This is a genomic window from Afipia dichlorophenoxyacetatis (assembly GCF_055386385.1).
In genome coordinates this window covers 5,494,884-5,512,596 of the sequence record NZ_AP029250.1, presented here as the reverse complement: position 1 = coordinate 5,512,596, position 17,713 = coordinate 5,494,884, and the positions used below count along the sequence as shown (strand labels likewise).

Annotated in this window: 19 protein-coding genes and 1 tRNA gene; 13 read left to right on the top strand and 7 right to left on the bottom strand. The window is 58.6% G+C overall.

The features are described from left to right. Positions 1–38: 38 nt before the first annotated feature. Both ACZ5C3_RS25885 and ACZ5C3_RS25880 read right to left on the bottom strand, forming a co-directional pair. Entirely contained in the window at positions 39–1,838 is a 1,800-nt protein-coding gene (locus tag ACZ5C3_RS25885) for a glucan ABC transporter ATP-binding protein/ permease (RefSeq protein WP_464033972.1), read from the bottom strand. A 93-nt stretch (positions 1,839–1,931) separates the two neighbouring features. Further along, positions 1,932–2,969, bottom strand: a complete 1,038-nt coding sequence (locus ACZ5C3_RS25880; protein ID WP_464033971.1) for an ABC transporter substrate-binding protein — start codon at positions 2,967–2,969, stop codon at positions 1,932–1,934. A 406-nt stretch (positions 2,970–3,375) separates the two neighbouring features. On the opposite strand from ACZ5C3_RS25880, the gene ACZ5C3_RS25875 reads away from it, so the two are divergent. From ACZ5C3_RS25875 to ACZ5C3_RS25845, 7 genes are all read left to right on the top strand, one after another. After that, positions 3,376–3,798 carry a hypothetical protein gene (locus ACZ5C3_RS25875; RefSeq protein WP_464033970.1) on the top strand — a complete coding sequence of 141 codons (423 nt, stop codon included), beginning with the start codon at positions 3,376–3,378 and terminating at the stop codon, positions 3,796–3,798. Between the two features lie 105 nt (positions 3,799–3,903). Then, positions 3,904–4,365: a phosphoribosyl-ATP diphosphatase gene (gene hisE, locus ACZ5C3_RS25870; RefSeq protein WP_464033969.1), complete on the top strand. Its 462-nt coding sequence runs from the start codon at positions 3,904–3,906 to the stop codon at positions 4,363–4,365. Positions 4,366–4,429: 64 nt separating this feature from the next. Beyond that, the gene (locus tag ACZ5C3_RS25865; protein WP_464033968.1) at positions 4,430–5,011 is read left to right on the top strand and encodes a YqaA family protein; all 582 of its coding nucleotides are present in this window, start codon (positions 4,430–4,432) and stop codon (positions 5,009–5,011) included. A gap of 116 nt (positions 5,012–5,127) precedes the next feature. Then, positions 5,128–5,697 (top strand): hypothetical protein, encoded by a 570-nt coding sequence (locus tag ACZ5C3_RS25860; RefSeq protein ID WP_464033967.1) that lies wholly within the window; start codon positions 5,128–5,130, stop codon positions 5,695–5,697. Between the two features lie 101 nt (positions 5,698–5,798). After that, a complete protein-coding gene (locus tag ACZ5C3_RS25855; RefSeq protein WP_464033966.1) occupies positions 5,799–6,767 on the top strand; it encodes an NAD(P)H-dependent flavin oxidoreductase in 969 nt (322 codons plus the stop codon). Between the two features lie 46 nt (positions 6,768–6,813). Next, positions 6,814–7,587 (top strand): thioesterase family protein, encoded by a 774-nt coding sequence (locus ACZ5C3_RS25850; protein WP_464033965.1) that lies wholly within the window; start codon positions 6,814–6,816, stop codon positions 7,585–7,587. A gap of 370 nt (positions 7,588–7,957) precedes the next feature. Further along, complete coding sequence (locus tag ACZ5C3_RS25845; protein WP_464033964.1) at positions 7,958–10,303, top strand: TonB-dependent receptor; 2,346 nt, start codon at positions 7,958–7,960, stop codon at positions 10,301–10,303. A 96-nt stretch (positions 10,304–10,399) separates the two neighbouring features. On the opposite strand, the gene ACZ5C3_RS25840 is transcribed toward ACZ5C3_RS25845, so the two are convergent. Together ACZ5C3_RS25840 and ACZ5C3_RS25835 are read right to left on the bottom strand one after the other, a co-directional pair. After that, entirely contained in the window at positions 10,400–10,726 is a 327-nt protein-coding gene (locus ACZ5C3_RS25840; protein WP_464033963.1) for a GrlR family regulatory protein, read from the bottom strand. Between the two features lie 260 nt (positions 10,727–10,986). Further along, positions 10,987–11,071: transfer RNA gene (locus ACZ5C3_RS25835), tRNA-Leu, on the bottom strand. Positions 11,072–11,220: 149 nt separating this feature from the next. Between ACZ5C3_RS25835 and ACZ5C3_RS25830 the strand changes: the two genes are divergently transcribed. After that, the gene (locus ACZ5C3_RS25830; protein WP_464044357.1) at positions 11,221–11,763 is read left to right on the top strand and encodes a disulfide bond formation protein B; all 543 of its coding nucleotides are present in this window, start codon (positions 11,221–11,223) and stop codon (positions 11,761–11,763) included. Here the strand turns inward: ACZ5C3_RS25830 and ACZ5C3_RS25825 are convergent. Continuing rightward, positions 11,760–12,851: an AbrB family transcriptional regulator gene (locus tag ACZ5C3_RS25825; protein WP_464044356.1), complete on the bottom strand. Its 1,092-nt coding sequence runs from the start codon at positions 12,849–12,851 to the stop codon at positions 11,760–11,762. The genes ACZ5C3_RS25830 and ACZ5C3_RS25825 overlap by 4 nt on opposite strands. Positions 12,852–12,997: 146 nt before the next feature. Next, positions 12,998–13,279, bottom strand: a complete 282-nt coding sequence (locus tag ACZ5C3_RS25820) for a PsiF family protein (RefSeq protein WP_464033962.1) — start codon at positions 13,277–13,279, stop codon at positions 12,998–13,000. Positions 13,280–13,463: 184 nt separating this feature from the next. Between ACZ5C3_RS25820 and ACZ5C3_RS25815 the strand changes: the two genes are divergently transcribed. From ACZ5C3_RS25815 to ACZ5C3_RS25795, 5 genes are all read left to right on the top strand, one after another. Beyond that, a complete protein-coding gene (locus tag ACZ5C3_RS25815) occupies positions 13,464–13,967 on the top strand; it encodes a hypothetical protein (RefSeq protein ID WP_464033961.1) in 504 nt (167 codons plus the stop codon). Between the two features lie 108 nt (positions 13,968–14,075). Then, positions 14,076–14,903, top strand: a complete 828-nt coding sequence (locus ACZ5C3_RS25810) for an LssY C-terminal domain-containing protein (protein ID WP_464033960.1) — start codon at positions 14,076–14,078, stop codon at positions 14,901–14,903. Positions 14,904–15,005: 102 nt separating this feature from the next. Beyond that, on the top strand, positions 15,006–15,392 hold the full coding sequence (locus ACZ5C3_RS25805) for a CidA/LrgA family protein (RefSeq protein ID WP_464033959.1): 387 nt from the start codon (positions 15,006–15,008) through the stop codon (positions 15,390–15,392). Next, positions 15,389–16,111: an LrgB family protein gene (locus tag ACZ5C3_RS25800; protein WP_464033958.1), complete on the top strand. Its 723-nt coding sequence runs from the start codon at positions 15,389–15,391 to the stop codon at positions 16,109–16,111. Before ACZ5C3_RS25805 ends, ACZ5C3_RS25800 begins: the two co-directional genes overlap by 4 nt. 236 nt (positions 16,112–16,347) lie before the next feature. Further along, entirely contained in the window at positions 16,348–16,650 is a 303-nt protein-coding gene (locus tag ACZ5C3_RS25795; protein WP_464033957.1) for an HU family DNA-binding protein, read from the top strand. A 56-nt stretch (positions 16,651–16,706) separates the two neighbouring features. On the opposite strand, the gene ACZ5C3_RS25790 is transcribed toward ACZ5C3_RS25795, so the two are convergent. Further along, positions 16,707–17,651 (bottom strand): GlxA family transcriptional regulator, encoded by a 945-nt coding sequence (locus ACZ5C3_RS25790; protein ID WP_464033956.1) that lies wholly within the window; start codon positions 17,649–17,651, stop codon positions 16,707–16,709. Positions 17,652–17,713 lie beyond the last annotated feature (62 nt).

Sequence of the window (17,713 nt, the reverse complement as noted above, 5' to 3'; positions counted from 1 at the left end):
GCCAAATTTCGACGGTTGCCCACACCCTGTGCATGCTCTCAGGGCTTTGTATCGAGAAGCGCCGCTGGAAGGGGTAATCCAGCACTCGAGTTCTCCTGCACCATGAATTGCGCCTTCGCGAGTTTGGCGAAATAGCCGTCATTTGCGACGAGTTCATCGAACGTTCCGCTTTCGGCAACGCGACCTCTCTCGAACACCAGGATCCTGGTGGCGTTGCGAATCGTCGAGAGCCGGTGGGCAATCACAAACGTTGTGCGGCCTTGCATCACAGTATCGAGAGCGGCGTTCACTTTTGCCTCAGTGACTGCATCGAGGGCGCTGGTTGCTTCATCCAGAATCAGGATGGGCGGATTTTTCAAGAGGGCGCGTGCGATCGACAGCCGTTGCCGTTCGCCGCCGGACAGCATGCGGCCACGCTCGCCTGCATTGGCCTCGAACTTCATCTCGCTGCGTTCGATGAAGTCTAGCGCCTGCGCGCCTTCGGCTGCCGCGCGCAATTCAGCGTCGGTGGCATCGGGCTTGCCGACGCGCAGGTTCTCCGCGATCGATCGGTTGAACAGCAGTGCTTCCTGAAACACCACACCGATGTTTCGGCGCAGTGAGGCGAGCGTCATGCCGCGGATGTCCATGCCGTCGATTTTAATCAGACCGGACTGCGGATCGAATGCACGGTGGAGCAGGGCGATGGCGGTTGATTTACCTGCGCCTGTTTCGCCGACGAGCGCAAAGGTCTGGCCCGGCAACGCTGTGAAGGACACATCTTCGACAGCCGGCCGCTTGCCGTCATAGGAGAACGAGACATCGTTGAATTCCACAAGTCCTTGCAAGCGGCCCGGATCGATGGCGTCCGGCCGATCACGTACGGCGGGAACAGCATCGAGCACGTCAAAGAATTCGCGCAGCCGCGGCGCTTCCATGAAGACATTGTTGATGAAGCTGACGACCTGCTCCAGCTTCTGGATCAGCATGGTCGCGAAGCTTACGAACATCACAATCTCGCCAACGCTTGCCAGTCCCTGTCCGTGCAGGATGATACCGACAACGAAGATTGCGAGGATGGTGATGGTGGTGGATGCGCGGGTCATCACCACGACCAGCGCCCACCATGACAGCACTGGAAGCTGAGCCGACAGCAATTTGTCCGCGACGCCGCGCAACCCCTGGACTTCGGCATCGACGCGCACAAAGCTTTGTACCAGTGCGACGTTGCCGAGCGCATCGGATGCACGCGCGGCAAGGTCGCCGTAGTGCTCCTCGACCTGCATCTGCAGGCTGTAGGTCTTGCGCACCACAAGTGTCGTCAGCACCGTGAAGACAATGCACAGCACGAACAGCAGAATAGCCAACCGCCAGTTCAGATAGATCGACAGCGGCAGCAGCACGACGAGTGAGACAATCGCCGCGAAGTGTTCGCGGAAGAAGCTGAGCCATAGCCGCCACAGTGCATCTGTTCCCTGCAGCATCACCTTCATGAGGCGGCCGGAATGCGTGCCGCTATGGAATGTCAGCGGCAACTGCATGATGTGCTCGAAATAATCGGTCAGCACCGCCTGGCGTTGCCGGTGGGCGAGGCGGTCGGCCTGCAGGGCGACCACGGCGTTGCAGACGATGGTGAACAATCCGAACGCAGCCCAGGCACCGAGCAGCGGCCACGGCGATCGCGGCGTGGTGCTGGCGGCGGGTGTCGCCGATAGCACATCTACGATGCGTCCGAATAGGACCGGCTCGGCGAATTGCGCTATGGCCAGCAGCAGATTGGCACCGGCAAGCAGCCAGCCGAGACGCGCCTCCTTGCCGAGCAGATCGAGAACGCGAATGTACAGACGGATGAGGGGCATGGGTAGCTGCTCAACTATCGCGTGGACGAGACTTGCCGGAACGATAACCTAACCGGTGGGATAAGGGGAATACAGCGATGGTTCGGGAAGTGCTTAATCGATTTTGCGATCGTTCGCGGGCGGCAGGAAGCTTTCATCGAAAATGTCGTCCGCTGACGGACGTTTGCGGAAGTCGTAGCCTTCCGCGATCTGATCCATTGCGGCCTCGAAGCGATGTGTCTCGATCCCGCCAAGGCCGTTCTGCTTCACCTCATTGGTGACGATGTTGTCATGAATGCTCGCTTGCAGCCGCTCAAGCTCCATGTCGCGGGAACTGTTGTTCATTCGCGTCATCACGATGTCGATGGCATGTTCTGGATTTTTAATGGCGAGCCGCATACCGGACAGGGTCGCGCGCAAGAATGCTTTCACCGCATCAGGATGCTTAGCCGCGAAGGCCGGATTGACGATCAGCGCATGCCCGTAAACCAGACAACCGAAGTCGGCGAACCGCAGAACCGTCAGATCATTCGCAGGAACGCCGCGATCGCGCAGATTGATCGCAGACAAGAACGAGAACCCTGTGACCGCGTCAAGCTGTCCGGCTGACAACATCGGTTCTCGTACAGCGGCATTGATCTTCTCGGCCTTCACTTTGCCGAGGTCGATTTGGTTTCGGTGGGCAACGGCCGGCCACAATCTCACGGCAAGATCGCCATCAACCAGACCGATGGTCTTGCCTTCAAGGTCCGTCATCGTCTTGATGCCGCGGCTCTTGCGCGCAACCATGGCGTAGGGGGCCCTATTGTACAGCACGAACACAGCCTTGATCGGCGGTGCGTTCTCCTTGTCGCGGTAGCGGATCAACGCATTGATATCGGCCAATGCCATGTCGCTCGCGCCTGACGCAACCCGCGCGATCGCATCTTCCGATCCATTGGCGGAATCGACCGTCACCGCCAAGTCTTCGGCGCGGAAGAAGTCCTGCACCGAGGCGACTACAAACGGGGCGGCCGCACCGTCGATCGCGCGGTCGAGCGAGAAGCGCATGGCGGTGGAGGCGTGCGCCCTACCGATGAAGGAGAGCAGACATACAAGCGCGACAAGTGAGAGAGAGGCGGTCCGGAGGAAGGTGGTCGAACGCTTCAACATGATACTGGGCTTGAGACCTGAAGGTCCTGGATCTAGTGACGTTTTGTACGTCTCGTATGTTTGTTTAATGACCCCAGCCATGGATTGACCCGCGACCGCTTGCCACTGCTCTATCTTTTGGTAACAGATTGCCTTGATTTTGCCACCCATCGTTCAGCCCGCATTCGGGGTGGGGAACCTAGAGTCCCGATTCCGAAGTTCGCATCATCCTGCTGCTCGCGCGTCTGCGAACTTCGGAATCGAAGGACTCTAGCAAGTTATTCTTTCTAGTGTGGCTTTGGCTGAAGTCCGCATTCGGACTCGCCGCACGAATGATGCGGACTTCAGAACCGCCACACTAGTGTCGCGTAACCGCTTTTTCCTTTTTCGGTCGATGTCGGCCGGAACATGATGACAAGGACTCGAAATGTTCGGACCGAAGATTTCTTCCTTCCGCAAAGGTGTGGTTCTGGCGACCGTCGCTGCTTTGACTTTGGGCGTTGCCGGGCCAATGTCTGCCGCCCAAGCGCGGCCTACTACGCCGGTTGCGAAGAATGTAAGCGCCTCTACGGTTGTCGTCGGCGAAGCGACTGATTTCAGCGCCCGCCGCCGCGTGGCGCGACGGCACGACCCCTATAAAAATGCTGCGGGGCGCGCATTTATGGGTCTAGCGCTCGGAGCGATGGGGACCGCGATCGCTGACCAGCGTCGCCGCGATTACTACCGCCAGCACTACTTTTACGGCGGTACCCCTTACTACGGCGGCCACTATTACGGAGCGCCGGCCTATTACGGCGACAGCGTCCCTCCTTACGATGGTCCTGGCATCTGGGACTTCTCGCCTGAGTAAGCCAATCACGGCGAAATCCCAGCGATTTGTGCTTTTTTAAGCATTCCGCCGGCCGAAAGCCGGCTTGTTAACGTGCTGTGGATGGATTTGACCTAAGGTTTCTCCATGAGTGATTCGCTGGAGCGGCTTTATCAGGCGATCATTGCGGCCAAGGATCTCGATCCGGCAACGTCGCGGACGGCACGGCTGTTTCAGCGCGGCCCGGCCAAGATGGCCAAGAAGCTCGCCGAAGAAGCCATTGAGGTCGTCATTGATGCCGTGAACGGCGATTCCCAGGCGGTTGTCCGGGAAAGTGCGGACCTATTCTACAACCTCTCGGTGCTCTGGGCGGCAGCCGGTGTGAAGCCTCAGGACGTATGGGACGAGATGGACCGGCGCGAGCGGGTTCAGGGGATTGCCGAGAAGCTTCCCAAGTCGGTCACCAAGGCAACCGCGATAAAATCCCGTGCCGCCGCGCCGGATTCCGATGCTGCTCCGAAGCTTAAAAAAGCGCCGGTCGGTCCAGAGCTTGCAGCCCGGCGACCAATTGTCGCGCGCGAAAGTGGCCGTCTAAAGAAACGGCGCTAATTTTTCGCAGGTTCGACACAATTCCATCCATGGACAAATTGGCTGGACGATGGTTCATCGCGCCATGCTGAAAAAAATGTACGACTGGTGTATCGCCGCTGCCGACAAGCCCTACGCCCTCTGGCTGATGGGAGCTGTCTCGTTCGCCGAAAGCTCGTTCTTTCCGATCCCGCCGGATGTGATGCTGATTCCGATGTCGCTCGCGCGGCCTCAGAAGGCGTGGCTGTATGCGCTGGTTTGCACCATTACATCAGTCGCGGGCGGCATGGTGGGATACGCCATCGGAGCGCTGCTCTACGATTCCGTCGGACAGTGGCTTATCCAGCTTTACGGCTACGGCGAGAAGGTCGAGGCATTTCGCCAAGCCTATGCCGAGTATGGCGCATGGATCATCCTACTGAAGGGCCTGACGCCCATTCCCTACAAGATCGTCACGATCACGTCGGGGTTTGCCAACTACAATCTGTTGCTGTTCGTGCTGCTGTCGATCGTTGCGCGGGGCGGGCGGTTCTTCTTCGTGGCGGTGCTGCTCAACCGATACGGCGTCTGGATTCGCGAAGCCATCGAGAAGCGGCTCGGTCTGTGGGTGAGCATTGGAGCAGGCGCCCTCATCATCGGATTCATCATTGCCTTCAGGCTGTTCTAGTGTTTTGATTCCGAAATTCGCACAAGGCTTGCGGCTTGCTTGGATGCGAACTTCTGAACCGTCACACTCGCCAGACAGCCCTTTTCCTGCCGGAAGGGCCGGGATAGGTTTACGCCATGTCCGTTCGCGCCGGCGATATCTATGTGGATGTCCGGGGTCGCCAGATCCTTATGGCGATCGCGACGTTGGTTGCGCTGTTTGGTGCGACAGCGGTTGCGTGGCCCCAGCAATCCCAAACACCGGCGGCGGTACAGGCTGCCCCATCCGCTAATCAGCCGCCGGCCCCTCCCGAATCCGAAGCGCCTGGCCGCAATAACCCAGGTCTTGTTGAGGAGATCGGGAAGCTGATCAAAGGCACCACGTCCAGTTTGACCCCGTCGCTGCCGACTCCTCAGCAGACCATCGACGGGCTGAATTCCAGTGCCAAAAAGGCGACCGACGGTTTGTCCCGCATCGCGCCGTTGTCCGGACAATCCGTGGTTGTCGGTCGGACCATGTGTATCGTTGCGTCCAATGGCGCGCCCGACTGCAAGTCGGCGTCAGACCAGCTATGCAGGGAAAAAGGCTACAAGGAAGGCCGCAGCCTCGACATCGAAGCCGCCCAGAAATGCTCGGCAAAAGCCTATTTTTCCGGGGGCGGCGCGTGCAGGACAGAAAATTTCGTCACCCGCGCGGTCTGTCAATAATTTTCCTGCTCTTCCAAGGCGTCCTTACACCCCGTATGAGCGTAGGCATTATAACCTGACGGCGAATGCCTGCGATCAATTTGAAGGAAGAGGAATTTCGGATGTCGATGCCTGCCTTGTTCAAGAATCGTCTCTCGATACCGGTGATCGGTTCGCCGCTCTTTATCATATCGGGACCTGATCTTGTCATCGCCCAGTGCAAGGCAGGGGTCGTCGGGTCTTTTCCGGCGCTGAATGCGCGTCCCGCGGCCTTGCTGGATGAATGGCTGCATCGGATCAAGGAAGAGTTGGCTGCGCATGACAAGGCCCATCCCGATCGTCCTTCCGCTCCATTCGCGGTGAATCAGATCGTGCACAAATCCAACAACCGGTTGGATCAGGACCTCGCGCTCTGCGAAAAGCACAAAGTGCCGATGGTGATCACATCGCTCGGCGCGCGAGAGGAATTGAACCAGGCTGTTCATGCCTGGGGCGGCATCACCTTTCACGACGTCATCAATCAAAAATTCGCTCACAAGGCGGTCGAGAAGGGCGCTGACGGATTGGTACTGGTGGCAGCCGGTGCCGGCGGTCACGCTGGTGCGCTATCGCCGTTCGCGTTCGTCGCAGAGACGCGGCAATGGTTCAACGGTCCGATCGCACTGTCCGGTGCGATGGGTACAGGGCGTGCAATCCGCGCGGCGCGCGTGCTTGGTGCGGACTTTGCTTACATCGGCTCGGCATTCATCGCGACGCACGAAGCCAATGCGCCCGACGGCTATAAGGACATGATCGCATCGTCGGCGGCGGAAGACATTGTCTACTCGAACCTGTTCACTGGCGTTCATGGCAACTACCTGAAGCCGTCGATTGTCGCTGCAGGTATGGATCCAGACAATCTTCCTGTCTCCGATGCATCGAAAATGAGTTTTGCGACGGATGCCAGTGGTGAACGCAACAAGCCGAAGGCTTGGAAGGAAATCTGGGGCAGCGGCCAAGGTATCGGCAGCGTCGACAAAGTTGGGCCTGTTGCTGACCTCGTCGCGCGCCTGACCAAAGAATACAACGAAGCGGTCGACAGCCCGTTGTGATGTGATTTCAAGACTTAATTGATCCCCCGGCAATCGGTTTTGTTTCATGGATGCTGTATTTCGCGTTGATGGGAATCGTGTTCACACCAGTGAGCATGCTGGGGGGCCGTGGGACCCGAGCATGCAGCATGGCGGCGCACCGTCTGCACTGGTGGTGTGGGCCGCGGAGCGCATTCCAACAGCCCAACCGATGCAGGTGGTTCGCGTCACCGTCGATCTGATGCGGCCGGTACCAGTGGCGCCGCTGACGCTTGAGACCGAGGTGGTGCGCGAGGGCCGAAAGATCCAGCTTTGCCGTGTCAGCATCCTGTCAAATGGCGTGGAAGTTGTTCGCGCCACCGTGCTCAAGGTGAAGTCTGAAGCGATTTCACTGCCGTCGGATGTCGTGGATATGCCGATCGACGTTCCTGGTCCGGAAGATGGAATTGAAGAGCCGCCTCACGGATCAAGCAAATTCATCAACAGCGTGACGTTGCGGTCGGTGCGCGGTCGCTTTCTGACCCTTGGCCCCGCCGCGATCTGGTTTCGCGCCAATCGCCCAATGGTCGAGGATAGTGAGAATTCTGCGGTGATGCGGGCTGCGTTGTCGGCCGATTTCACCAATGGCGTTGCCTCAGTGATTGATTTCGCCAAATGGACGTTCATCAATGCCGATCTCACGGTCACGCTTGCGCGCGCGCCTGTCGGCGATTGGATTTTGCTAAATTCGGAAACAACATTGGGGCCAGATGGGGCGGGTATCGCCGTATCGCGGCTTGGGGATGCCAAAGGCTATTTCGGCCGGGCAATCCAGTGTCTGGTGGTCGAGCCGCGCCGCTAGCGAAGAATTCAAAAAGCGAGTGAAGCGTGAGTGACGCCGTTGCCGTTACTCGTGCTGGCTGTATACGACCATGAGTTCGTGCCTGTCCGGTTTTAGAATTTATCGAGAGTGAGTCGTTGATGTGGATCGAATTTCATTACTTCGATGAGGTTTCGGCTGCTTCTGAAATGAAGAAACACTGTATCGGCGGGCATATCGTTAAACGATACATAGTCTAGATCGGTTCTAAAGCGCTTTAACTCAGATTTATTCCGCAACACTCCGCAAATTTTTCGAAGGTGCGACGTCTGGACGCACCCCGATGATTTTTCCAAGAGAAGCGCACGAAGTCGTCGCGTGGTTGCGACGCGCGTTTCTCTTGGGGCCAGTAATGATTCACGCCATTCGCTCGCAGCGTCAGGCACGCTCGATTTCGATTTCCAGATCAATCCTCATGTCCGCCAGCTATCTCGTGCTCAGCGTCATCTTGTGCGCGCCGGAAGCGATGGCGCAGACCGCTGCGGAAAGTGAGGCTGGCGCGACACCGCTCCCTCCAGTAGTGGTTGCGACCCACAAGCCCAAGGCGCGGCGGCGGGGAACCGCGGCACGGCGGCGGACGGATGAAGCGGCAGCCAAGCCGAAGCCCGAGCCGTTACCCGACACGCAAGACAGTCGCACCGGCACTGCAGGCTATGTGTCCAACAGCACGTCGGTCGCGACCAAGAGCAATACGCCGCTGATCAATATTCCGCAGTCGGTCAGCGTCCTCACCAAGAACTTCATCAAGGATCAAGCCCCGCTCGGTCTGACTGACGTCACCCGTTACGTTCCCGGCGTCGCCGTGCATCAGGGCGAAGGTAACCGCGACGAACTCGTTATTCGCGGTGTGGACTCAAGCGCGAACTTTTTCGTCAACGGCATTCGCGACGACGTTCAGATCTTTCGCGATCTCTACAACACCCAGAGCATCGAGGTCGTGAAAGGGCCGAGTGCATTGACTTTCGGCCGCGGTGCGGGTGGTGGTCTTCTCAACCGTACGCTCAAGGAGGCTGATGGTACCCGGCTTTACGAGGCGACGATGCAATCCGGCTCCTATGGCGACAGGCGCATCTCCCTTGATGCCGGTCAGGCGGTCAATGACAGCGTCGCAGTTCGCTTCAACGCATTCTATGAGGGCTCTGAGACATTCCGCGATTTCGGAAATCTCGAACGCTACGGCTTTAATCCGACAGTGACGTTGAAGCCGAACGACACCACCAAAATCAAGTTGAGCTACGAATATTATCACGATGAGCGCACGGCGGATCGCGGCAATCCCTCTCAAGCACTCGCAGGTGTTCCGGGCGGAGCCACGAGTGCTAATCCGGCAAGGCCTTTCGCCCCGAATGGCGATCTAACGACGTTTTTCGGTAGCCCGATTTACAATGTCGCAAAAGCTGACGTGCAGACTTCCAGGGTAGATATCGAGCACGACTTCGAAAATGGACTGACGGTCAAGAACTCGTCGGTCTACGCCGACTACAATAAATTCTATCAGAACGCTTATCCGGGAGGATCAGTGAATCCTGCTCAGACAGCGGTCAGCTTGAACGCCTATCAGCACTGGACAGACCGCGACAACGCGATCAATCAGACCGACTTCACCTACAAGACGGCCACCGGTCCATTGCTTCACACGATCGGTTTCGGAACGGAATTCGGTCGGCAGACCGGTATCGACCAGCGTAATACCGGAATTTTTCCGAGCACCGGGACGAATTCGATCACTGTGAATCCGTTCGATCCGACCTACTTCGGGGCCATCGACTTCGTTCATCATCCAACTGCGACCAACACGGACGGCGTGACGTCGGCTGACTCGAACAGCAAATATGCGCTCAACACTCAGTCCGCTTATGCGCGCGATCAGATCGAGGTGACGCGCTGGCTGCAGGTGATTGGCGGCGTTCGCTATGATCGCTTCGACATGTCGGCGGTCGATAGAAACACCGGCATTTTGCGCGCGCGTGTCGATGAGAAGCTTTCGCCGCAGGCCGCTGTTATCTTGAAGCCGATGGAAAATCTGTCGGTTTATACGGCCTATAGCGTGTCCTACCTCCCGGCGTCGGGTGATCAATTCAGTGCGTTAAGCACCGGTACGCTGATCCTCGAACCACAGAAATTCGAGAACACGGAAGTTGGCGTGAAGTGGAATATTACACCACGGCTGCAGTACACTGCAGCGGTCTACAATCTCAACCGCACCAATCAGCCGATTGTTGACGGCAACAATCCCCTCTTTTTCTTTCCGTCAGGCAGTACGTTAACCCGTGGATTTGAAACCGCGTTGACCGGCTATATTACCAACGATTGGCAGGCCTCGCTTGGCTATGCCTATACCGACGCGCGAATCACGAGCGCGACTTCGACAACGGTTCTGCCGGGTAATCGCGTTCAACTCGTACCCTACAATCAATTCTCCTTGTGGAACAAATACCAGATTGATCCGATCTGGGGTGCTGGGCTTGGCATCATCTACTTTGGGGATTCCTTTGCGTCCTCGGACGACACGGTTCGTTTGCCCGGCTTCGTTCGCGTCGACGCGGCGCTCTATGTGAAGATCAACGAGACCTGGCGCGGTCAGCTCAACATCGAAAACATTTTCGACAAGGGCTATTGGGCGTCCGCAGACGGCAACAACAATATCTCCCCTGGTCAGCCGCGCACATTCAAGGTGTCGGCCACGGCGAAGTTCTGATCCGCTTTTCGGGACGTTGTACGAAATAAATGCCCGGCCTTGCGCCGGGCGTTTTCATGAGTGGCTTCTACAATCACGTGTTTTGGCTGAACCAGTTCAGTCCGCGAGCCGCGTAAGCACGGCTTTAAATTTCAGGCTCGGAAAATCGGGCGACGTCCCTTCGCACATCGCAAAGTCCCCTTTGGCGGCGCCTTGAAAATCAACGTTGACCTCGTCAAAGCCAAAGACCGATGGGTGGTCGGGATCTGCCGTATGTCGGATGCTGCGGACGCTCCCCGAAAACGAATGGCCGTTTTCGGTGAAGGAGCCCACATAGGCGAATGCCGAACTGCCGCCGCGAATCTTCCCGTCTTCGGCGTTGATGACGCCGAGCGCTTTCCCGCGCGGAGTTTCGAATTCGACCTTATATAAACCTTTGAACATTGCGGACGTCGGACCATTGAACGCTGTGACGAATCTCTAGCGTGTATACGCATGGTCGCACAACTCGACAAAGGATGATTTCGCATCGTTTGCGGTCATCAGAAGAATTTGATCGAATTTCTCAACGCACTCCAATGCTGAAATCCCTCAAGCAAAGATCGCATCGTTGAGGACATGCCACAGCTCTTCCCGCAGTCCCTCATGAGAGGGCTGATTTCGCTGAGCAACAGACTTCGTCGAGACGGTGTCCTGAAGACAGGTGGTGCCCCTGGCCGGAATCGAACCAGCACTCCTTGCGGAACTCGATTTTGAGTCGAGCGCGTCTACCAGTTCCGCCACAGGGGCTCCCGGGACCACCACCGAGCGGTAGGGGTCACGAAGCGGGCGGGACTATAGCTTGCGCGGGCGTCTGGTCAACCGCCTGTGATCATGTGGACGTCGACATGTGTAGTTGTGCGAGGTACGACCGCCACCTGGAATGAGGAGACCGCCACGTGGCAAGCGAGACGACCTTGAGACAGGGGCAGGCCGGAGGCTCTTTAGACCCGGTGTTCGTTGCCGCGGCGGGTATTGCCGTTCTTGCGGCCGCCACCATCGCTGGTGCCTGGTTTTTCGAACTGGTGCTCGATATCCGGCCCTGTCCGCTCTGCCTTGAGCAACGGTACGCTTATTATCTGGCAATCCCTCTGGCCGCGCTGGTCGCCTTTGGTGCGTCCCGCGGACTGTCGCGCAGCCTGCTCGGCGGGGGGCTTGCTATTCTGGCCCTCGCACTTCTCGCTAATTCGGTGCTTGGCGGCTATCACGCGGGCGTGGAATGGGGATTTTGGCAGGGGCCGACCGATTGCTCCGGCCCGATCACTGATCTCAGCAGCCCTGGCGGCCTGCTGGATGGCCTGAACAAGGTGAAAGTGATTCGCTGCGACGCGGTGCAGTGGCGTTTCCTTGGCCTGTCGCTGGCTGGCTACAACGTGCTGATCTCGCTGGCCCTAGCAGCTTTGGCCTTGTGGGGCCTCGTTAAGTCCAGACAGGCGGCCTAATCATCTGCGTCCACCTGCGGGCGTCCAAACAGGTGGACGATGCCCGGCGTCGCCACGGAGACAAAAATAAATCGCGACAGATGATGCGCACCGACGAAGATCGGGTCGATGTGCAGCGTCAGGGCCAGAGCCAGCATGGCATCCATCGCCCCCGGCGAGAACGCGACCACCAGATCTCCGAATCGGTTCGGCGCTGTCAGCATCACGATGGCGACGAAGATGGCCGAGACGACAATGGCGACTGCGAATGAGCCGAGCGCCGCGATCATGTGGCTGAGCAATGTCCGGGCCGAAATACGTGCGAATCGCGTCCCGATTAACGTTCCGATCCCGATCAGGGCGGTGGCGTAAGCCCATCCCGGGAGACCGCCGGTAATCCATCCCGATCCATGCAGCACGCTTGACCCGAGCATGGCGCCGAACATCCAGCTTGCTGGGAATTTCAGGAGGCGCAGCAGGCAGGCGGTCCCGACACAGGCCACCGCGAGGATGGCGAACGCCAGTGGCGTTGCCGGTGCCGCGCGCGTCAATACGCTGCCGTGCGATCCAAGGCCGAAGGTGGCGAGAATGATCGGTAGCGCGGCGGTCAGGATGATGACGCGCATCGTCTGCACTACGGCGATGCCGGCAACGTCCGCCCCCTTTTCGTTCGCCAGCATAATGATCTGAGACAAAGCACCCGGGCTGCCGGCGAGCAGGGCGGAGGTGCGATCCCAGGCATGGACACGCTGCAGATACAGACTGCTGCCGAACGTCGCGCAAAATGTTGAGGCGGCGAGAATCGCAATGCTGAGAGGATAGGACGCCATGTTCGCCAGCATCTGGGGCGAAACCATCGAGCCGAGCGATAGTCCCAGCGTCATCAGGATGACGTGTGCCATGATCGGGGGAAGGCCCATGGGGCGGCCCGAAATTGCTGCGATGCCGACGACAATCATCGCGCCTGAGATCAAACCGCCGGGAAGCTCAAGCCAATAAAAGACAAGACCTCCGACGGCGCCGATCGAAAGTGTTTCGATCACGCTCAAGGTGTCGCGTTTGAGGTCAGGGCCAAAGATGTTTGGGAATTTCAGGGGCAGTCGCGGCATCAGAGAAATGGTTTGAGAATGCCGCGTTTATGACAAATCGCGCAGTACCCCACAAATGAGCGCCGCACATGGCTCGCGCGATCTCCATGCGGGAGGCTCGCAGCAAAAAGCCGGCCACGTCTCCGCGGCCGGCTGACTGCGTAAGCTTATTTCGCCTTGGTGGCGTCGGTCGTTGAGCCGGCCTTGGCCGCGTCACGCTTACATTCCGAGCGGAATTTCTTGCGATCCTTGCCCTTGAGGCCTTTTTCGTCGGCCTGCTTCGAACATTCGAGGGAAGCCGCGCTGCGCGCGGGCTTCGCCTTGGCCGGGGCGGCACTGGTCGCCGGTGCAGCCGGGGCCGGCGTTGCGGCAGTCTGTGCGAAGGCCGACGTGGCCAGCATCAGTGAAGCAAGGGTAGTGGCAATAACGCGTGAAGAGATTGTCATCATAGGACCTCATGTTGCAGAGGCGTGAAGCCTTGGCTTATCAGGATGAACCGTCGCTGAACGATGCAGCACGTCATGAAATTCCGCGTTCATTATTTTTTGATCGTATCGCGCGCTGTCGCGTTGAACCCGACAACACGTGAGCTAGGATGTCATGTGTTTCGATTACCATTTTTAGGAGAGTTCGATGACCATCCGAATCCAACTGTTTGGCGCCGCATTGCTGGCAGGCGCCGCAACCTTCGCCGCCATGCCGGCGCAAGCGTTGACTGCCCAGGAATGCAGCGCGAAGTATCAGGCCGCGAAGACCGCCGGCACCCTCGGCGGCCAGAAATGGAATGATTTCCGCAAGGCACAATGCGGTGCCGACGCGACGCCTGCAGCCGCGGCAACGGAAGCGCCGAAGGCCGCAGCACCAGCCGCACCAAAGGCTGCAGCACCTGCAGCACCAAAAGAAGAGACGGCGAAAGCCGCGCCGGCGCCGGCAGCCGCGCCCGCCGCCGCGGGAGCCGCAGTTTTCCCGAGTGCTGTTGCGCCGAAATATTCGTCTGAGACGGCAGGCAAGGCCCGCATGCACACCTGCGTCGACCAGTACAACGCCAACAAGGCAACAAACGCCAATGGTGGCCTGAAGTGGATCCAGAAGGGCGGCGGCTATTACAGCGAATGCACCAAACGGCTGAAGGGCTGATCCAGCATTCAGTTATAAGGACACTGTCAGGCGGATGATAGCGCCTGACAGTGGTTTTGCTATATCTTTGGAAAATATCGCGGGACAACCAACGGACTGGCAACATTAATGCCGCTGCATGCGCGCCTTGCCGTGCCGAAGACGAGACTGTTGCTCCGTGGACTGCTGATCGTTCTCACTGCCTATTTGCTGCTCGCTTATCTGATCCTTCCGGCGTTGTGGCGTCACTACGAACATCAGAAGAAGCTCGATGGCCTGCCTATGGTGACGACCACCTCGCAGGGCATACCCGGCGACGCGATCAATGTGGGGGTGGTCGGCTCCTCCAAGGACGTTCTGTGCGCGATGCGCGAGGCGGGTTGGTATGCGGCCGATCCGGTCACATGGAAATCGAGCCTCGAGATTTCTGGCAGTGTTTTGCTCGATCAGCCCTATCCACGTGCGCCGGTCAGCCCGCTGTTCTACGCCGGCCGCCGCGAAGACCTTGCCTTCGAGAAGCCGGTTGGAAAAAGCGCAGACCAGAGGCACCACGTCCGGTTCTGGATGGTGCTGAAGGAGGGGCAGGAGGGGCGGCCGGTCTGGCTTGGCGCGGCGACCTTCGACCGCAGCGTGGGTCTCAGTCACTATACGGGAGCTATCACCCATCACATTGCTCCCGATATCGATCTCGATCGCGACCTGGTCGAAAGTACTTTGCAGGCGGCAGGAATGGTGAGTGCCCGTTATCAGGTGATGGGACTTGGTCCGACACTGCTGGGGCGGAACGGCGGAGGCGACAGCTATTTCACCGATGGCGAAGTCTGGGTGATGCGCCTCGTCGAAGACTGCAAGAAAACAACCGCGCCTCCACAGATCTTGCCGAGCCCCGCAGTGGTGCAGTTCAAGGACGAGATCTGGAAGAACGTTGCGGATCTTTACCGGAACGCCTCGAAATAAAGCGAACTATTCACTGCGCTTGTGCACCACAGCCATCTCGTGCTTGCGAGTGGAATGCGCACCTACCAGAGTGTGCTCAGTGAAGTTGCTGGAGCGCGCCGGATGATCGCCAATCTCAGCCTGATTCTGATTTGCCAGTTGATCGGTGAAGTGATCGTCCGCGGCCTGCACCTGCCGTTGCCAGGCCCGGTGATCGGGCTGGTCTTTCTTTTTGTCGCGCTCATCCTGCGCGATCGCTTCGCCGTGCTGGCCCGCGGACCATTGCGAAGGGGAGCGGTCGAAGGCACCGCCAAAGGCATGCTGGCGCATCTATCGCTGCTGTTCGTGCCGGCGGGCGTCGGCATCGTGCAGCAACTCGACCTGCTGGCTCAACACGGCATTGCGATCTTTGTCATTCTTGCCGGGTCCGTGCTGGTGACGCTGCTGGTCACGGCCGGGACCTTCCTGATCACGAGCCGGATCATCACGCGCCGCCGGAGCGCGCCATGAGCAACAATCCATTCTCACTGTGGGTGTACCTGTCGCAGACGCCGCTGCTCTGGCTGACCGTTACGCTCCTGGTCTATGCGGTCACCGATGCCGTTTCCCTCGCAACTCACCGTCATCCGCTGGCGAACCCGGTGCTGCATTCGATCTGGATTGTCGGTGTTTTCCTGCACGTCACCGGGACTAGCTACACGGTCTATTTCGGCGGCGCGCAGTTCGTACATTTCCTGCTCGGTCCCGCCACCGTCGCCCTCGCCGTACCGCTCTATGAGAACCGCAAGACCGTCATGTCGGCGATCGTACCGATGCTGATGGCATTGGTGGTGGGATGTCTTACAGCCATTATCTCGGTGGTGGTGTTCGCTGAACTGGCTGGGTTGCCGAGGGAAGTCGTGCTGTCGCTGGCACCGAAATCCGTCACCGCGGGTGTGGCCATGGGTATCAGTGAAACGCTTGGAGCAAATCCTGCGATCACTGCGGTCGCGACCGTGCTCACCGGTATCATGGGAGCCATCGTTGTGACGCCGACCATGAACAGGCTGGGCATCACCGACTTCCGGGCCCGTGGCTTTGCCGCGGGTCTTGCGTCCCACGGCATTGGCACCGCGCGGGCATTTCAGGTCGACGAGGTTGCCGGCGTGTTTGCCGGCATCGCCATGGGGCTGAATGCGCTGGTGACGTCGCTCTTGGTGCCTTTGGCAGCTACCCTCCTGCTGCGATAGCCGGTATTGCGGCGGTCTTGGCGAGGGCGATTTGGCCTCTCGCCGGGCGCGTTGATTCCCCTTCATTTAAGGTATCTGCGGTTGTCTTGGTCCAATTTTTCCCCGGATTCAGCGGGAAAATGCGAAAATTATGCAAAAAACCCTATAGAATCCTGTGTAGATCGCATTATGCATGAGGCGAAACGCCGATTTCGCAATACTGTTCGGTGATTCGAATCAACGCAATTGGAGACACAATGGCAACCCAAATGACGAAGTCGCAGCTGATCGAAAAGATCAACGAGCAGCACTCGGAGCTTTCGAAGAAGGACATCAAGGGTGTTCTCGAGACGATGGCGACGATCGGCTACAAGGAACTGAAGAAGAATGGTCTCTTCCTCGTTCCTGGCTTTGCCAAGTTCGTCGTGATCAAGAAGCCAGCCACCAAGGCGCGCAAGGGCACCAACCCCTTCACCGGTGAGCCGATGGTGTTCAAGGCCAAGCCGGCCCGCAAGATTGTCCGGGCCCGCCCGGTCAAGGCTGCGAAGGACTCGGTTTAAAAATAAGGCCCCTCACGGGGCCTTATTCATTTTGGGGGTAGGCGGTTCATCCTCGGCTATGCGACTTGCCTCATCCTTGCGGCCCGCTTGATCGCCTGCGGCGGTTGGCCAAACGCACGCAGGAAAGCGCGCCGCATGCGTTCGGGATCGGAGAAGCCTGTCTCACGCGCAATAACGTCGATGGGATGCTCGCCCTCATCGATCATGATCCGAGCCGCCTCCACACGCAGGTTTTCAATAGCTTTCGCAGGCGACTGTCCGGTTTCCGAGCTGAAAGCCCGGCTGAATTGACGCGGACTGAGTCTTGCGACTTCCGCCAGCACCTCGACAGATAGCTCGTTTTGCAGGTTCTCCCGGGCGTAAGCGAGCGCGCTCTGGATGCGGTCCGATTTCGGCTCTAGCTCCAAAAGAGCTGAGAATTGCGACTGACCGCCTGTACGGCGATGATAGACCACAAGCTTCTTGGCGACCGTGCGGGATATCTCGACGCCCAGATCAGCTTCGATCAATGCGAGACAAAGGTCGATGCCGGCGGTCATGCCTGCGGACGTCCAGACGTCATCGTCGACAATGAAGATCTTGTCTTCCTGCACTTTGATTTTCGGAAACTGCAGCTGCATGTTCCTGGCGAAGGCCCAATGGGTGGTCGCGCGGCGGCCATCGAGAAGACCAGCCTCGGCAAGGACGAACGCGCCGGTGCAGATGCTCGCTGTGCGCCGTGATGCGGCACTCGCCTCGTTGAGAAAAGCAAGAAGTCCGGGTGTGGATGGTGCGACGTCCATCGCGCCCATGGTCATGACGGTATCGAACACGGGGTCGGTGAAGCGCTCGGTCTCGACGCGCACGCCCGATGAACTGGTGATCAATCCGCCCGCTTCGGACAATAGATGGACGTCATAGACGGGCCGAGGGGCCTCGGCATTCGCGAGTTCAAATGCTGTTGCTGCAACCAGATCCAAAACCTGGAAACCCGGAAAAACCACAAGGCCAATCTTCTTCATGATGTCCCAAAACGAGGTAAGAATGACATTTGAGACATTTAAATAGTCCCCTAGGTTCGCTC

Bases quoted from the DNA above. Each gene is read 5' to 3' on its own strand.
- ACZ5C3_RS25855 (WP_464033966.1), top strand. From the start codon at position 5,799: ATGTCGATGCCTGCCTTGTTCAAGAATCGTCTCTCGATACCGGTGATC.
- ACZ5C3_RS25815 (WP_464033961.1), top strand. From the start codon at position 13,464: ATGACCATCCGAATCCAACTGTTTGGCGCCGCATTGCTGGCAGGCGCC.
- ACZ5C3_RS25875 (WP_464033970.1), top strand. From the start codon at position 3,376: ATGTTCGGACCGAAGATTTCTTCCTTCCGCAAAGGTGTGGTTCTGGCG.
- ACZ5C3_RS25795 (WP_464033957.1), top strand. From the start codon at position 16,348: ATGGCAACCCAAATGACGAAGTCGCAGCTGATCGAAAAGATCAACGAG.
- ACZ5C3_RS25805 (WP_464033959.1), top strand. From the start codon at position 15,006: ATGATCGCCAATCTCAGCCTGATTCTGATTTGCCAGTTGATCGGTGAA.
- ACZ5C3_RS25885 (WP_464033972.1), bottom strand. From the start codon at position 1,838: ATGCCCCTCATCCGTCTGTACATTCGCGTTCTCGATCTGCTCGGCAAG.
- ACZ5C3_RS25880 (WP_464033971.1), bottom strand. From the start codon at position 2,969: ATGTTGAAGCGTTCGACCACCTTCCTCCGGACCGCCTCTCTCTCACTT.
- ACZ5C3_RS25865 (WP_464033968.1), top strand. From the start codon at position 4,430: ATGCTGAAAAAAATGTACGACTGGTGTATCGCCGCTGCCGACAAGCCC.
- ACZ5C3_RS25825 (WP_464044356.1), bottom strand. From the start codon at position 12,851: ATGCCGCGACTGCCCCTGAAATTCCCAAACATCTTTGGCCCTGACCTC.
- ACZ5C3_RS25810 (WP_464033960.1), top strand. From the start codon at position 14,076: ATGCCGCTGCATGCGCGCCTTGCCGTGCCGAAGACGAGACTGTTGCTC.
- ACZ5C3_RS25820 (WP_464033962.1), bottom strand. From the start codon at position 13,279: ATGATGACAATCTCTTCACGCGTTATTGCCACTACCCTTGCTTCACTG.
- ACZ5C3_RS25790 (WP_464033956.1), bottom strand. From the start codon at position 17,651: ATGAAGAAGATTGGCCTTGTGGTTTTTCCGGGTTTCCAGGTTTTGGAT.
- ACZ5C3_RS25850 (WP_464033965.1), top strand. From the start codon at position 6,814: ATGGATGCTGTATTTCGCGTTGATGGGAATCGTGTTCACACCAGTGAG.
- ACZ5C3_RS25840 (WP_464033963.1), bottom strand. From the start codon at position 10,726: ATGTTCAAAGGTTTATATAAGGTCGAATTCGAAACTCCGCGCGGGAAA.
- ACZ5C3_RS25860 (WP_464033967.1), top strand. From the start codon at position 5,128: ATGTCCGTTCGCGCCGGCGATATCTATGTGGATGTCCGGGGTCGCCAG.
- hisE (WP_464033969.1), top strand. From the start codon at position 3,904: ATGAGTGATTCGCTGGAGCGGCTTTATCAGGCGATCATTGCGGCCAAG.
- ACZ5C3_RS25845 (WP_464033964.1), top strand. From the start codon at position 7,958: ATGATTCACGCCATTCGCTCGCAGCGTCAGGCACGCTCGATTTCGATT.
- ACZ5C3_RS25800 (WP_464033958.1), top strand. From the start codon at position 15,389: ATGAGCAACAATCCATTCTCACTGTGGGTGTACCTGTCGCAGACGCCG.